This is a genomic window from Bradyrhizobium oligotrophicum (assembly GCF_051168495.1).
In the GTDB taxonomy this organism is placed as follows: domain Bacteria; phylum Pseudomonadota; class Alphaproteobacteria; order Rhizobiales; family Xanthobacteraceae; genus Bradyrhizobium; species Bradyrhizobium oligotrophicum_A.
The window spans coordinates 25,598-40,621 of the sequence record NZ_JBNPVB010000033.1 but is presented as its reverse complement, the minus strand read 5'-3'; the positions used below and the strand labels follow the sequence as shown (position 1 = coordinate 40,621).

At 66.5% G+C, this 15,024-nt stretch carries 10 protein-coding genes; 1 reads left to right on the top strand and 9 read right to left on the bottom strand.

The features are described from left to right. Nucleotides 1-275: 275 nt before the first annotated feature. Nucleotides 276-1,553, top strand: a complete 1,278-nt coding sequence (locus tag ACQR1B_RS34730) for a multidrug effflux MFS transporter (protein ID WP_434837404.1) — start codon at nucleotides 276-278, stop codon at nucleotides 1,551-1,553. A gap of 205 nt (nucleotides 1,554-1,758) precedes the next feature. On the opposite strand, the gene ligA is transcribed toward ACQR1B_RS34730, so the two are convergent. From ligA to murB, 9 genes are all read right to left on the bottom strand, one after another. Beyond that, nucleotides 1,759-3,909: an NAD-dependent DNA ligase LigA gene (ligA, locus tag ACQR1B_RS34725; protein WP_434837403.1), complete on the bottom strand. Its 2,151-nt coding sequence runs from the start codon at nucleotides 3,907-3,909 to the stop codon at nucleotides 1,759-1,761. A gap of 110 nt (nucleotides 3,910-4,019) precedes the next feature. Next, complete coding sequence (gene recN / locus ACQR1B_RS34720) at nucleotides 4,020-5,693, bottom strand: DNA repair protein RecN (RefSeq protein ID WP_434837402.1); 1,674 nt, start codon at nucleotides 5,691-5,693, stop codon at nucleotides 4,020-4,022. A gap of 127 nt (nucleotides 5,694-5,820) precedes the next feature. Then, a complete protein-coding gene (locus ACQR1B_RS34715; protein WP_434837401.1) occupies nucleotides 5,821-6,714 on the bottom strand; it encodes an outer membrane protein assembly factor BamD in 894 nt (297 codons plus the stop codon). 407 nt (nucleotides 6,715-7,121) lie between these two features. Further along, nucleotides 7,122-8,081 (bottom strand): UDP-3-O-acyl-N-acetylglucosamine deacetylase, encoded by a 960-nt coding sequence (gene lpxC / locus ACQR1B_RS34710; RefSeq protein WP_434837400.1) that lies wholly within the window; start codon nucleotides 8,079-8,081, stop codon nucleotides 7,122-7,124. Between the two features lie 345 nt (nucleotides 8,082-8,426). Beyond that, entirely contained in the window at nucleotides 8,427-10,268 is a 1,842-nt protein-coding gene (ftsZ, locus tag ACQR1B_RS34705; protein WP_434837399.1) for a cell division protein FtsZ, read from the bottom strand. Nucleotides 10,269-10,358: 90 nt separating this feature from the next. Next, nucleotides 10,359-11,678: a cell division protein FtsA gene (gene ftsA, locus ACQR1B_RS34700; protein WP_434837398.1), complete on the bottom strand. Its 1,320-nt coding sequence runs from the start codon at nucleotides 11,676-11,678 to the stop codon at nucleotides 10,359-10,361. Beyond that, complete coding sequence (locus ACQR1B_RS34695; RefSeq protein WP_434837397.1) at nucleotides 11,675-12,733, bottom strand: cell division protein FtsQ/DivIB; 1,059 nt, start codon at nucleotides 12,731-12,733, stop codon at nucleotides 11,675-11,677. The genes ftsA and ACQR1B_RS34695 overlap by 4 nt, the downstream gene beginning before the upstream one ends. A 305-nt stretch (nucleotides 12,734-13,038) precedes the next feature. Continuing rightward, a complete protein-coding gene (locus tag ACQR1B_RS34690; protein ID WP_434837396.1) occupies nucleotides 13,039-14,028 on the bottom strand; it encodes a D-alanine--D-alanine ligase family protein in 990 nt (329 codons plus the stop codon). Between the two features lie 69 nt (nucleotides 14,029-14,097). Next, nucleotides 14,098-15,021 (bottom strand): UDP-N-acetylmuramate dehydrogenase, encoded by a 924-nt coding sequence (murB, locus tag ACQR1B_RS34685; RefSeq protein WP_434837395.1) that lies wholly within the window; start codon nucleotides 15,019-15,021, stop codon nucleotides 14,098-14,100. Nucleotides 15,022-15,024 lie beyond the last annotated feature (3 nt).

Here is a 15,024-nt window from a genome sequence, read left to right as displayed (position 1 = left end):
AGCCCCATCGACTTCAGCTCGTGTGGTCTCCTCATCCCACTGGGTCTATGATCGTTTCAGGACACACCCCACCCTACGGATCAGGTCACGAACTACACGATCGCTCGGACGAGCCAGCGCCATGCTCGGACACTCGCGACGGCGGGTCCAGACCGCAGGACGCTTGATGCAACTGTCCCGCTCCCGGTATGGCCTCATGCGGAAACAGGCATTTCCGTGACGCGGAAGGTCGCTACAGTCGACTTGGTCCGAAACGATCCGAGCGACACCTCCCGATGCATGGAATGATCAGCAGACCGCCCGTGGCCGCGCCACCGCGTGCCACGCCGTCGCGCACACTGCTGATCCTGCTCGTCGTCATGACCGGATTGGCGCCGATCTCGCTGTACCTGCTGGTGCCGGCGCTGCCGCTGCTGGCGACGACCTTCGACCGCGATGCCTCCGTCGTGCAGATGACGGTGTCGTTCTACATGATCGGCATCGCGATCTCGCAATTGCTGCTGGGACCGCTGTCGGACCGGTTCGGCCGCCGTCCGGTGATGCTCGCGGGGCTCGCGCTGTCGATCGTGGCCAGCTTCGGCTGCATCTTCGCCGAGACGCTGCCGCAGTTGATCGCCGCGCGTTTCTTTCAGGCGCTCGGCGGCGCCAGCGGCATGGTCATCAGCCGCGCCATCATCCGCGATCTCTATCCGCGCGAGCGCATCGGCGCGATGATCAGCCTCGTCGTCGCCGTCATGATGATCGCGCAGATGCTGTCGCCGCTGACCGGCGGCCTGATCGAGATCGCGTTCGGGTGGCACGCGATCTTCTACGTCGTCGCTGCCGCCTCGATTGCGGTGGCCGTAGCGGTGACGCTGGCGCTGCCGGAGACGCGCCCGGCCCGCGTCGAGGGCGCAAGCTTCCGCGGCGACATCGCCGCGCTGGCGAAGAGCCGCGCGTTCCTTGGCTACATGTTGTGCCAGGTGCTGGCGTCGCAGATCATCTTCGCCTTCGCCGGCGGCGGTCCCTACATCGTCGAGGTGCAGATGGGCCGCTCATCGGCGGAATATGGCGCGTGGTTTGCGACCACCGGCTTTGCCTATTTCGTCGGCAACCTGTTCTGCGTGCGCTACGCGCCGCGGCATTCCCTGGACCGTCTGATCTGGTTCGGACTGGGGCTGCAACTCACGGGCGCCGCGCTGAACTTCAGCTGGAGCCTGTTCGGCTTCAACCAGGTACCGTCGATCCTGTTCGGTACGCAGATGCTGATCATGTTCGCCAATGCCGCTGTCATGGCCAATTCCGCGGCGGGCGCGATCAGCGTGCGGCCGGGCGCGGCGGGCACGGCGTCCGGCGCGATGGGCTTCCTGCAAATGGGGATCGGCGCGCTCACCTCGCAACTCGGCGCGTATCTCGGCGGCCATTACGCCACGACGCTGCCGCTGACGTCGGCGATCCTCGCGCTGTCGCTGGCCTGCGTCTGCAGCATGATCTTCCTGGTCCCGCGCACATCGGTGACGATGACGAGGGAGCTGATCGAGGCTGCGGAAGAGGATGACGCCGGGGTAATGTGACGACGGTGATGTGACCACGGACGCGAGGGATTGTACGCACGCGCGTTCCTCTCGGTGTCATACCCGCGCAGGCGGGTATCCAGTACGCCGAGGCGGATCGACTCTATCACGACTGCCTCTGGAATACTGGATCATCCGCGTTCGCGGATGATGACAGTTGTGGGTGTAGCAACCAGCGTTGACGGCGACCAACACCGCGGGATTGCTACTCCCCGATCAGCTTCAGCCACTCGTCCTCGGTCAGCACCTGCACGCCGTGCTTCTGCGCCTCCTTCAGCTTGGAGCCGGCGCCGGGGCCGGCGACGACGTAGTCGGTCTTCTTCGACACCGAGCCCGACACTTTGGCGCCGAGCCGCTCTGCGGTCGCCTTGGCCTCGTCGCGCGTCATCTTTTCCAGCGTGCCGGTGAAGACCACCGTCTTGGCGGCGACCGGCGAGTTGCGCTTCGGCTTCTCCGCATCCTGGATCGTCACTTCCTTGGTCAGCCGCTCGACGATCTTGCGATTGTGGTCCTCGCCGAAATAGGCCGCAACGCTCTTGATCACGGTGTCGCCGATCTGGTCGAGCGCATCCATCTCGGCGATCGCCTCCTCATCGCCGTTGGCGACCTTCAGGCAGGCATCGTGGAACGCGTCCCATGAACCGTAGCCGCGCGCCAGCGCCAGGGCCGTGGTCTCGCCGACATGGCGCATGCCGAGCGCATAGATGAAGCGCTCCAGCGCGATCTGGCGCCGCGCCTCGATCGCATTGAAGAGGTTGCGCACCGAGGTCTCGCCATAGCCCTCGACCTCCTCCAGCTTCAGCTTGGCGTTGCGTGCGGCCAGGGTAAAGATGTCGGCCGGCTCCTTGACCCAGCCCTGGTCGAAGAAGAACTGGATCTGCTTCTCGCCGAGGCCGTCGATGTCGAAGGCGCGGCGCGAGGCGAACAGCTTGAGATGCTCGATCCTCTGATAAGGACAGGCGAACTCACCGGTGCAGCGCGCGCGAGAGCCCTCCTCGCCGGTGGCGATCTCCTCGCGCACGACGTCGGTGTGGAGGGGACACGGGCACTTTTTCGGAAAGTGGAATTCCGCGGCATCGGCGGGCCGCTTGTCGATGAGCACATCGACCACCTGCGGGATGACGTCGCCGGCGCGCTGGATCACGACGGTGTCGCCGATGCGGATGTCGCGGCCCTCGCGCAAGCTCTCACCCTTGTTGCCGATGCCCTTGATGTAGTCCTCGTTGTGCAGCGTGACGTTCTGCACGATCACGCCGCCAACGCCGACCGGCTCCAGCTTGCCGACGGGGGTGAACGAGCCGGTGCGGCCGACCTGGATCTCGATGTCCTTGAGCACGGTCATGGCGCGCTCGGCCGGGAATTTGTGTGCGATGCCCCAACGCGGCGTGCGCGAGACGAAGCCGAGCCGCTCCTGCCAGTCGATGCGGTCGACCTTGTAGACGACGCCGTCGATGTCGTAGTCGAGCTCGGCGCGCTGCGCCTCGATCTGATGATGGAACGCGATCAGTTCGTCGACCGACCGACACAGCTTGGTCAGCGGGTTGGTCGAGAAGCCGCAATGCTCGAACCATTTGATCATGCCGCTCTGCGTGCCGGCCGGCATTGCGCTCATCTCGCCCCAGGCATAGGCGAAGAAGCCGAGCGGCCGCGACGCCGTGATGGTCGGATCCTTCTGGCGCAGCGAGCCGGCAGCGGAATTGCGCGGATTGGCGAAGATGGTGTCGCCGGCTTCCTTCTGGCGCTCGTTCAGCGCGAGGAAGGCCTGCTTGGTCATGTAGACCTCGCCGCGGACCTCGCAAATGTCGGGCAGGTTGCGGCCGTGCAGCTTCTGCGGCACGTCCTTCAGGGTGCGGATGTTGGCGGTGACGTCCTCGCCCTCGGTGCCGTCGCCGCGGGTCGCGGCGGTGACCAGTTCGCCGCCCTCGTAGCGCAGCGACATCGAGAGCCCGTCGATCTTCGGCTCGGCGGAGAAATCGATACGGTCATCCTCGGCAAGCTTGAGGAAGCGCGCGATGCGGCCGGCGAAGTCGCGCACGTCCTCCTCGGCGAAGGCGTTGTCGAGCGACAGCATCGGCACCGCGTGCCGCACCTTCTTGAACCGGCCGGACGGCGCGGCGCCGACCTTCTGCGACGGCGAGGAACTGCTCACGAGTTCGGGAAAGCGCGTCTCGATGGCATTGAAGCGACGGCGCAGCTCGTCATAGGCCGCGTCCGAGATCTTCGGCTGATCGTCCTGGTAGTAGAGCCGGTCGTGGGTCTCCAGTTCCAGCGCCAGCCGCTTCCATTCCACCTTGGCCTGGGCCTTGGTGAGGTCGGCGACGTCGGCGGGCTTCTTGGGTTTGGCTGTCTTGGGCATGCTGCGTAATGTCTGCTCGTCAAAACGGGAGCGGTCTGGAGCCGCCCCGAAATGACGGTGTACACAATGCGCGCGCCGGAGCCAAAAGCGTTCGGCCTGGACCCTCAAACTTACGCCGCCGCGGCCTCCAGCAGCCGGTCCGCCGCGGCGCGCGCCTCGGCGGTGACCTCGGCGCCGGCCAGCATGCGCGCGATCTCCTCGCGGCGGTGCAGGGTGGCGAGCGTGTTGACCCGGGTGACGACCCGCTTGCCGCGGTCGAGCGCATCCTTCGAGATCAACAGATGCTGGTCCGCCCTTGCAGCGACCTGCGGCGCATGCGTCACCGCCATGACCTGGACGCCATGCGCGAGCCGCGCCAGCCGGGCGCCGATGGCGTCGGCCACCGCGCCGCCCACCCCGGTGTCGATTTCGTCGAACACCAGCGTCGGCGCCGAGCCGCGGTCGGACAGCACCACCTTGAGCGCCAGCAGGAACCGCGACAGCTCGCCGCCGGAGGCGACCTTCATCATCGGGCCCGGACGCGTGCCCGGGTTGGTCTGGACCCAGAACTCGACCCGGTCGATGCCTTGGGGCCCCGGTGCCTCGGTGTCGCTGTCGACCTGGGTCATGAACTTGGCGCGTTCGAGCTTGAGCGGGGCAAGCTCGGCATGAACCGCTCGGTTCAGCTTCTCGGCAGACTTGGTGCGCGCCGCCGACAGCTTGACCGCCGCCGCCGCGTAGCGGGCATCGGCTGTCGCAGCCGCCGCCTCCAGCTTCTTCAACTGCTCGGCGCCGGCATCGATCAGCACGATATCGGCGGCATATTTGGCGGCCAGCGCCGCGAGGCCGTCGACCGGCGTCGAATATTTGCGTGCGGCAGCCCGCAGCGCGAACAGCCGCTCCTCGATGCGCTCCAGTTCCAACGGATCGAAATCGGTCGCGATCAGCGCCGCCGTCAGATGCTGGTCCGCTTCCTCCAGCGCGTTGATCGCCGAATCGATCGCCTTCACCGCCGGATCGACCAGCGCCGGCGAGCTGACCGCGCGCCGCTCCAGCCGGCGGACGGCCGCCGCCAGCGCAGCGATCGGTGACTGGTTGCCGCTGACGGCATCCTGGGCATCGCGCAGATCGCCCGCGATCTTCTCGCCCTGCATCATCGCGGTGCGCCGGGCAGCCAGTTGCGTCTCCTCGCCCTCCTTCGGCGCCAGCTTCTTCAGTTCGTCCGAGGCATGGCGCAGATAATCGGCCTCGCGCGCGGCGCGCTCCATGCTGGCGCGATGCTCTTCCAGTGCGGTGGTCGCCGTCCGGCGTGCGGCCCAGAGCTGCTCGACCGCCGCGACATCCTTCTCCAGACCCGCGAAGGCATCCAGCAGCCGGCGATGTGTGGCGGCATCGACCAGCGCGCGCTCGTCATGCTGGCCGTGGATCTCGACCAGGGTGGCGCCGATCGCCTTCAAGGTCTGAACGCTGACCGCTTGGTCGTTGATGAAGGCGCGGGTGCGGCCGTCGCCATACTGGACCCGGCGCAGGATCATCTCGCCGTCGGCGTCGAGGCCATTCGCGGCGAGGATCCTCGCCGCCGGATGGTCCTTGCCGATCTCGAACACGGCGGTGACCTGCCCCTGGTCGGCGCCATGCCGCACCAGGCTGGCGTCACCGCGACCGCCGAGCGCCAAGGCAAACCCGTCGAGCAGGATCGACTTGCCGGCGCCGGTCTCGCCGGTCAGCACCGCCAGTCCCTGGGCGAACTCGAGATCGAGTCGTTCGATCAGGACGATGTCACGGATAGACAGTCGCGCCAGCATGGAGGCTCAAGTCCTTCGTAAAGGGGGCAGCAAAGCCCCTGAGCGAACGACTCGACCCTAGCAGAGAAATGAGAACAAAACAAGAATTGAGAACAAAGCCGGATCAGATCATCCGGCCGCAGAGCTGTCAGCCCAAGCCGAGCTTCTTGAATGCCCGCGAGATATAGGAGCCCTTGTTCTCTTCGGGCTCCACACCGCCCGACTTCACCAGATTATAGGCATCCTTGTACCACTTGCTGTCCGGGAAGTTGTGCCCGAGCACGGCGGCCGCCGTCTGCGCCTCGCCGACGATGCCGATGGTCATGTAGGCCTCGGTTAGCCGGTACAGCGCTTCCTCGACATGGCGGGTGGTCTGGTACTGCGTCACCACGGCCTTGAAGCGGTTGATCGCCGCGGTGTAGTCGCGCTTCTGCATGTAGTAGCGGCCGACATCCATCTCCTTGCCGGCGAGCTGGTCGCGGGCGCCCTCCATCTTGGCCTTGGCGTTGGTGGCGTATTCGGAGGTCGGATATTTGCGCACCACCTCTTCGAGCGCGGCGATCGCCTTCTCGGTGCGGCCCTGGTCGCGGCTGATGTCCGGGATCTGGTCGTAATGCGAGGCCGCGATCAGGTACTGCGCGTAGGCAGCGTCCGGGCTGCCCGGATGCAGGGTCACATAGCGGGTCGCGGCGCCGATGCAGCCGTCGTAATCGCCGGCCTGATAGGAAGCGTAGGCCGACATCAGCAGCGATTTGCGGGCCCAGTCGGAATAGGGATGCTGGCGATCGACCTCCTCGAACTTCTTGGTCGCGCCCTTCACATCCTTCTTCTCGTTCATCAGGTACAAGCCCTCATTGTAGAGCTTGTCCGCGGGCTCATCGACGAAGGTGTCGTCCTTGGCCATGAACTTGTCCCACAGGCCGCCGGTGCCGCATCCCGCCAGGGGAAGCGCCAGCAGCGCCAGCGATGCCGCGAGCCGCAGACCGCGGCCGACCGACAATGCGGGATGAGAGAGGTCGCGCGTGAGACGCTGGTTCGACATGCTTCTTTGGAACCCGATGCCTGTGATCTGATCTACGCCGCGCACCATGATCATCATCTCATGACCGCGAAGGAAAGAGCCCCGCCGGTAATCCGCATCACGCGACCCCGGCCTCTCTAACCGAAAACACTTCATCAACCAACCGCATAGGAAGCCAATCCGCCCGGATTAAGGCGAGACCGAGGCTGCGCCCGCGCATCAGGGTCACCGCTGCAGACGCCGTTGGAAAAGCCGGAAATGCCGGGGCCCATCGACCAGGAAAACCCGGCCGGCAACAAACATTGACAAAAAACCAGGGGCAAACTCAGCGCGCCGATGACAACGCCGCGACAAAAGCACGCAATCTCGCCGGTCACGGCATCAAATGATGCAAAGATCGCTCCCGAATCCAGCCGGGAGCCGGATGCTCAGGACACGTCGGGACCGTAGGCCGGAGCAACCATGCCACCGACCATGCCGCCGACGGCCTCTGCCGCAACGCGCGGACGGCGCACCGTCTCGCCCTCGACCAGCCGCCACGCGGTCCGATCGGCCATCAATGCGGTCAGGACCGCGTGATTCAGCTTGTGGCCGCCACGGACCGAACGGTAGGTGCCGAGCAGCGGCAAGCCGGCCAGCGCCAGATCGCCAATCGCGTCCAGCACCTTGTGGCGGGCGCATTCGTCGGCGTAGCGGAGACCTTCGGGATTGAGCAGGCGCTCCTCGTCGAACACCAGCGTGTTGTCGAACGACGAGCCCAGAGCGAAACCAGCATTCCAGAGCCGCGAAACGTCGCTCATGAAGCCGAAGGTGCGAGCGCGAGAAATCTCGCGGCGGAAGCGCTCGGGATTGAGCTCGAAATGGTAGGCCTGACGGCCGATCACCGCATTGGCGAAGTCGACCTCGACCTCGACGCGGAAGCCCGAATTGTTGGGGCGCAGTTCGCCCATCGAGGCGCCCATCGTCACCTGAACCGGCTTGAGCACCTGAATGTAGCGGCGCGGCGCGGACTGATTGACGATTCCGGCCTGGTCGATCGCAGCCACGAACGGAGCCGCGCTGCCGTCCATGATCGGAACTTCCGGGCCGTCGACTTCGATCACGGCGTTGTCGACACCCATGCCGCGCAGGGCGGCGAGAACATGCTCGGCGGTGGAGACCAGCGGGCCATCACGGTCGCCCAGGACCGTGGCGAGTTCGGTGGCGATCACCGAACCGAAGGAGGCCTGGACTTCGCGGTCAGCGCCATCGAGGCCGGTGCGGAGGAACACGATGCCGGCATCGATCGGTGCGGGTCCAATCGTCAGGCTGACCGGGGCGCCGGAGTGGACGCCTACACCGGTAACGGTGGCTTGCGAACGAAGCGTTGTTTGCCGGCTGAATTTCATCGACGATCGCCCAAGACCCCGCCTGAACCCCTATCGGCCGCCCCTCGCGACCGACTCATTTCCAGGCATTCCCCAAGTCACGGCAAACCTTAGCCAGGGGTCCGAAGAGCGCCAACTCACGCTTCTTTACGGATTGTTACCCCATCTCTGCCGTATTCGCGCCAAGCCTTAACCAAACTGGAACGCGGCCTTTACCCTTCCCGCTCCCCACCTAAACACCCAAAGAATAATTAATCATTTAAAATCAGTTAGTTGAACAATCGCGCACGTCCTTCGGGACCCCAACGAAAAGGCCCGGCTCTCGCGAGCCGGGCCTGTTCTGAACCCTCTGGGCTGTAACAATTCTCAGGTGGCCTGCCGGCGGAGGAAGGCCGGGATATCCAAATGGTCGTCGCCCTGTGGCGCCGGGGACACAGGCGCCGGACGGCCATGGGCATCCAGACCCTGAGGTGCCGGACGGCGGGCATATTCCGAGACGGGCGATTCGTGGCTCGCAACCTGCTGAGCAACGTTCCGCTGCGGCTTGCGTTCCGGCAGCGGCGGCATCTGCGGCATCGCCGGAGCGGCTGCCCTGCCCGACATCGGCGGTTCGGCGTCCTCGTCGCGGCGGCCGAGACCGACATTGGCGAGGCGCTGCAGCAACGACATCCGGGTCTTCTGCGGATGATCGTCGCCCTCGTCGCCCCGCGCCTGTCGGATTTCGGCCTGCGCGGGCATCGGCAGGTCCTCGAATTTCGGCATGCGCTGGGCGCGGGCCGGAACCCGCTCAGCCGCCTGCGGAATGAACGTCTCCGGCAGAGCCACCGGTTCCACGGAGGCCGCGCGCTGGGCCTCCGGCTCGGGGAACAGCGACGGCTTCTGAGCGATCGGCCGCACCGTCACATCGCCATAGGAGGCGGGCTGCACCGGTGCCGACACCGCCGCAGGCTCGCTCGCCATCGCGGCAGCCACCGCCGCCAGGGTATCGCGCTCGAGATTCGGAGCCGGGCGCGGCGCGGGCGCCATCGGCGCCGGCATTGGGGCGGCAACGACTGGTGCCTGCGACGCCTGCTGCTCGAGCTTGGCGGCGCGTTCGGCCAGCCGCTGATTGTCGGCACGCAGGCGCGCGGTCAGGTCGGCGAGCCGGGTTTCAGGAAGACCCGCATGAGCGGTCGGGGCGGCGGCAATCGGAGCGACAGCCGCCGCCGGCTGTGCAGTCGTCGTGACGTTCCGGTTGAACTGCGCCTGCTCGATGCCGGTGGCGACCACCGAGACGCGGATCAGGCCGTCGAGCGATTCGTCGAAGGTGGCGCCGACGATGATGTTGGCGTCCTGGTCGACCTCCTCGCGGATACGGGTCGCGGCTTCGTCGACCTCGAACAGGGTCAGGTCCTTGCCGCCGGTGATCGAGATCAGCAGGCCGCGGGCGCCCTTCATCGAGGAATCGTCGATCAGCGGGTTGGCGATGGCGGCTTCGGCGGCGGTCAGCGCACGCTTTTCGCCGGAGGCTTCGCCGGTTCCCATCATCGCCTTGCCCATCTCACGCATGACGGCGCGGACGTCGGCGAAGTCGAGATTGATCAGGCCTTCCTTGACCATCAGGTCGGTGATGCAGGCGACGCCGGAATAGAGCACCTGGTCGGCCATCGCGAAGGCGTCGGCGAAGGTGGTCTTCTCGTTGGCGACCCGGAACAGGTTCTGGTTCGGGATGATCAGCAGCGTGTCGACGACCTTGTGCAGCTCGGCGATGCCCATCTCCGCGGTGCGCATGCGGCGCGCGCCCTCGAAGTGGAACGGCTTGGTGACGACACCGACCGTGAGGATGTTCATCTCGCGCGCGGTCTTGGCGATGACCGGAGCCGCCCCCGTGCCCGTTCCGCCACCCATGCCGGCGGTCACGAACACCATGTTGGCGCCCGAGAGATGATCGCGGATCTCGTCGATCACCTCCTGCGCGGCGGCCGCGCCGACATCGGGCTGCGATCCGGCGCCGAGGCCCTGGGTCACCTGCGTGCCCATCTGGATGATGCGCTGCGCCTTCGACATCGTCAGCGCCTGCGCGTCGGTGTTGGCGACGACGAAGTCGACGCCCTGCAGGCCCGCCGTGATCATGTTGTTGACGGCGTTGCCACCCGCGCCGCCGACGCCGAACACGGTGATCCGGGGCTTCAGCTCGTGGATATCAGGAGGGGTAATAGTGAGTGCCATGGTTGCCTCTCGATCACGCGCGCGTGGGTTCGCCCCGGCCGCCGGCCGCGGGTGGTGTTGATGAAATTCGCATGGGACGGAATTCGGTCATCAGAAGCCCTCGCGTAGCCATCGTCCGACCTTTCCGAAATAGCCGTCGGTTCCTGTCCCGACCTGCCGCGTATGCCGCGGTTCGACATGTTCGAGGTGCGCGTATTGCGGATAGACCAAGAGCCCGGTGGGCACCGCGAAGGCGGCGTTCTTGGCCTCGTTGGGGAGACGGCCGAAGCCGAGCGGACGGCCGACCCGCACCGGGCGGTCGAGAATCCGCGTCGCGAGTTCGACGAGGCCCGTCAGCTGGGAGGCTCCTCCGCTGAGGACGACGCGCGCCTTGGGTTCTGCCGCAAAGGGCGAATCCTTCAGCCGGTCGCGGACCATTTCAAAAATCTCCTCTGCGCGGTGCCTGACGATGTTCGCGATGGTGGCGCGGGACACGATCTGCGGAACATCCCGCTCGTTGTCACCGGCCGTCGGAACAGACATCAACTCACGCGCGTCGGACCCGCCAGTCAGCACCGTGCCATATAACGTCTTGATTCGCTCGGCATCTGCAATGCACGCTGATAGTCCGCGCGCAAGATCCATGGTCACGTGGTGCCCGCCGAGCGCAAACCCGGAGGCATGGACGAAGCGGCCGCCGGAATAGATCGCGATCGTCGTGGTGCCCGCGCCCATCTCGACAACGGCGGCGCCGAGGTCGGCCTCGTCGTCGGTCAGCACCGACAACCCGGCGACATACGGGCTCGCCGCCATCGCCTCGACGTTGAGATGGCAGCGTTCGACCACGAGCATCAGGTTCTTGGCGACGGTGGCGTCGGTCGTCACCACGTTCATGTCGACGCCGAACTGCCGGGCCAGCATGCCGCGGGGATCGCGAATGCCCTTCACGCCGTCGAGCGTGTAGCCGACCGGCAGGGCATGCAGCACCGCCCGCCCCTCGCCGGTGGCATGGTGCATGCCGGTCGAGGTCACGCGGCTGACGTCGGCCTGGGTCACGGCGCCGCCGCGGATGTCCGATGTCGCTTCGATCAGGTGGCCCATCACGCGGCCGCCGGCGACCGGCAGCAGCACCGACTCGACCCGCACCTTGGCCATCCGCTCGGCCAGCGCGACCGCCTGGCGCACGGCCTGCTCGCATTCGACCGGATCGACGACGGCCCCGGCCTTGACGCCGCGGGACTGAATCTGGCTGTAACCGATCAGCTCGACCGCATGGGTGCGGCCGCGCAGCGCGTCGCTCGGCGGCGCCGGCCGCAGACGCGCGATCATGCAGGCGATCTTGCTGGTGCCGACGTCGAGCGAGGCGACCAGCGCGGTGCGCTTCTGCCCCATCGGGCGCGTCTTCGGGGTCTGGCGTTCGAAGCCGGTCATGCGTCACCGGCTTTCTTCTTGGACTTCGCCTTGTCCTTGAACAGATCCTCGCGGGCCTTCGCGGCGTCGTCGGACAATTGCACCGTCAGACGGTCCGTCAGGCGCATGTCGATCGCGACGATGTCGCGCGAGAACAGTCTGTCGTCCTGGTCGAGCTGGCTCAGCGTCGCCAGCGCGTTGCCGACGTCGTTCTCGGGCAGGCGGATGTCGAGACCATCCTTGGTGCGCAGGTTCCAGCGGCGCTCGCCGACGAACACGGCCGCCTTGGTCACGGCGCGCACCTGCGGATAGCGCGACAGCAGCGCAAGGAAATCACGCGCCCGGCTTTCGGCGCCCTTGCCGACCACGAGCGGCAAGGTCAGGAAGCGGCGGGAGACATATTGTTCGAGCACGGCGCCATCGTCGGCGATCACCGAGAGGCGGCCGTCCTGCTGCCACAGCGCGAACGCCTTGCGCTCGACGATGTCGATCTGCAGCTGGTTCGGGAAGAACTTCTGCACCGTCGCTTCGGCGATCCAGGGATTGGCCTTGAGCTTGTCGCGGACCGCGGCGGCATCGAGGAACAGCAGCGACGAGCGGCCGGAGACGCCGCCGATCGCGAGCACCTCGTCCTGGGTCAGCTGCTTGCGGCCGTTGATCGCCACCGCCGTGATGCGGAAGCCGGCCGCATTGGCCAGGGCATTGCGGGTGTCGGACAGCGCCGCGTTGACGTCCTGGGCGTGGCCGCCTTTGACGATGCCGAGCCAGACGCTGCCGAACAGCAGCGCCACGGTCGCCACCGTGCCGAGACGCCGCGGCAGATAGCGCTCGACGAAGTCGACCACGCGTGGCGGCGCCTCGCGCTCGATCATCGGTGCGAGCGCGGCCTGCATGTCGGCCCGGTCCCTGCGGGCGGGCCGTCCACCGAGCGTCTTTTTCGTGCCGCGCGGCGCGAACCTGAAGCGTGGAAGATGGGCTGAGACATACTCGCGCAGCAGGATTGCCGCGCCAAGGGCAGCGGCTTTCAGGTTCGCTTGAGGCCTCTGCGATCGAGCGAGGCGTCCTGCACCATCCATTGCACGAGCTCATCAACTGTTTGTGCCCGCAAATACGTCGCGGACCGACGCCTGCAGTCCCGGCCGGACGCTGGTGACCATCGCGATGCGTTCGTCGCGACGGCTCGCTCCGGCGGCCGAGCACCACTGGGCGCCAGCGTTAACCTTCGGACGTCCTGGTAAACAAAAAGTAAAATCGGTCCGCGGAGGCGATTTTTTTCTCCGATTTATGAGGACCTTGCCGGGAATTCTTAAGCATTTTACAGGTTACGGGAACCACCGGGTGACGCCGGGCCGGGTTCCCGCGGGGCGGCTATCGAACGCGCCTATCTGCGAACGCGCCGCTCGGCCAGGGCGATCTGCTGCTGCAGGAAATCGACGAAGGGGATGCCCTCCGCCGCCAAGGCCTTCGGATACAGCGAGGCGGCGGTCAGTCCCGGCAGCGTGTTGGTCTCGAGATAGACCGGCCCATCGGCCGAGACGATGAAGTCGGTGCGCGAATAGCCGCCGCAGGACAGCGCGCGATGCGCCTTGATCGCTTCGGTCTGCAGCGCGGCCGTGACCTCCGGACTGAAGCGTCCCGGACAGATCTCCTTCGTCGCCGCCGCGAGATATTTCGCGAAATAGTCGAAGGCGCCGTCGGCCGGGAGGATCTCGATCGGCGGCAGCGCAATCAGCGATCCATCGGACCGTTCGAGCACGCCGCAGGTCGCCTCCGTCCCCGTGACGAACGGCTCGATCAGATATTCCTCGGTCGCAGCCGCCGCCCTGACGGCGACGAGGTCCTGCCTGGCGTTGATGAAGATCAGCCCGAAGCTCGAGCCGTCCTTCACCGGCTTGGCGATCAGGCGGCCGTAGCGCGTCAGCGCAGCTTCGGCATCGTCGAGCGCGACGCCTTCCGCCGCGGTCACCCCGCCGAGCACGGCGAAGCGCTTGGCCGCAACCTTGTCGAAGGCGAGGTGCGAGGCAGCCGCACTCGAGCCCGTGAACGCCACACCGCGAAGCTCGCACATCAGTTGAAGTTCGCCGTTCTCGGCCCGGCCGCCATGCAGGCCGAGCACCAGGACGCGGTCCTCCGCTTTGGCACGATCGAGCGCCTCGGCAAGCGTCCCGATCCGGGCGCCGTCGGCGGTGAACGGCTCCTCGAAGGGCTTGGCGTGCGCGGCCAACGCCGTGCCGCTCGCCTGATGCACGGTGTCGTCGGCGTCCCAGAACCAGAGATCCGCGTCGGGCAGCGCCGCGTGCAGCGCCTGCGCACTGGCGACCGACACGAGCCGTTCCTTGTTGGAGCCGCCGAACAGAATCGTGGTGCGCATCAAGATGTTCCCGGTTGATCTGCAACTGCGGTCGCGGTTGCGCCGAGCTGCTTGAGCAAACAGACGAGCTCAGCTCGCCTTGATTCCAATCCGCTTGATCTCCCACTGCAACGCGATGCCCGAGTGGGCCTCGACCCGCTTCCGCACGGTCTCGCCGAGCGTCTCGATGTCCTCGGCGGTGGCGTTGCCGGTGTTGATCAGGAAGTTGCAGTGCATTTCGGAGACCTGGGCGCCGCCGACCTTGAGACCGCGGCAGCCCGCGGCATCGACGAGCTTCCAGGCCGAATGTCCCGGCGGATTCTTGAAGGTCGAGCCGCCGGTCTTCTCGCGAATCGGCTGGGCGGTCTCGCGATGCGCCTGCACCTCGGCCATGCGCGCCCGGATGGCCTCGGGCCCCGACGGCGTGCCGCGAAAGCGCGCCGCCGTGAAGATCAGCAACGGATCGACGCCGCTCGCACGATAGGTGAACTTCATGTCGGCATTTGTGAAGCGATGCGTCTCGCCGCGGCGGTCGATCGCGGTCGCCTCGACCAGGATGTCCTTGGTCTCGCCGCCATTGGCGCCGGCATTCATCCGCAGCGCCCCGCCGATGGTGCCGGGAATGCCGAACAGGAATTCGAGGCCCGAGAGGTTCGCGGAGGCCGCGACCTCGGCGACCCGTTTATCGAGCGCCGCTGTGCCGGCGCTGACGACATCTCCCTCGGCCTTGACCTCACCGAAGGCACGCGGGGCCAGCCGGATCACCACGCCCGGCACGCCACCGTCGCGCACGATCATGTTGGAGCCGACACCGATGACTTGGACCGGCAGTTCGGCCGGCACATGCTTCAGGAAATAAGCGAGGTCGTCGGCATCCGCAGGCGTGAACAGCACCTGCGCCGGTCCGCCGACACGAAACCAGGTCAGCGGTGCGAGGCTCTCATTGGCCAGCAGCCGCCCGCGTAGTTCGGGCATCGCGGCCTTGAGATCGGGCGTGATGTCGGGAAAGCTCACCGC

Excerpts from the sequence above, each read along its gene's own strand:
- ftsZ (WP_434837399.1), bottom strand. The coding sequence starts at position 10,268 with ATGGCACTCACTATTACCCCTCCTGATATCCACGAGCTGAAGCCCCGG.
- recN (WP_434837402.1), bottom strand. The coding sequence starts at position 5,693 with ATGCTGGCGCGACTGTCTATCCGTGACATCGTCCTGATCGAACGACTC.
- ftsA (WP_434837398.1), bottom strand. The coding sequence starts at position 11,678 with ATGACCGGCTTCGAACGCCAGACCCCGAAGACGCGCCCGATGGGGCAG.
- ACQR1B_RS34715 (WP_434837401.1), bottom strand. The coding sequence starts at position 6,714 with ATGTCGAACCAGCGTCTCACGCGCGACCTCTCTCATCCCGCATTGTCG.
- ligA (WP_434837403.1), bottom strand. The coding sequence starts at position 3,909 with ATGCCCAAGACAGCCAAACCCAAGAAGCCCGCCGACGTCGCCGACCTC.
- ACQR1B_RS34730 (WP_434837404.1), top strand. The coding sequence starts at position 276 with ATGCATGGAATGATCAGCAGACCGCCCGTGGCCGCGCCACCGCGTGCC.
- ACQR1B_RS34695 (WP_434837397.1), bottom strand. The coding sequence starts at position 12,733 with ATGGATGGTGCAGGACGCCTCGCTCGATCGCAGAGGCCTCAAGCGAAC.
- ACQR1B_RS34690 (WP_434837396.1), bottom strand. The coding sequence starts at position 14,028 with ATGCGCACCACGATTCTGTTCGGCGGCTCCAACAAGGAACGGCTCGTG.
- lpxC (WP_434837400.1), bottom strand. The coding sequence starts at position 8,081 with ATGAAATTCAGCCGGCAAACAACGCTTCGTTCGCAAGCCACCGTTACC.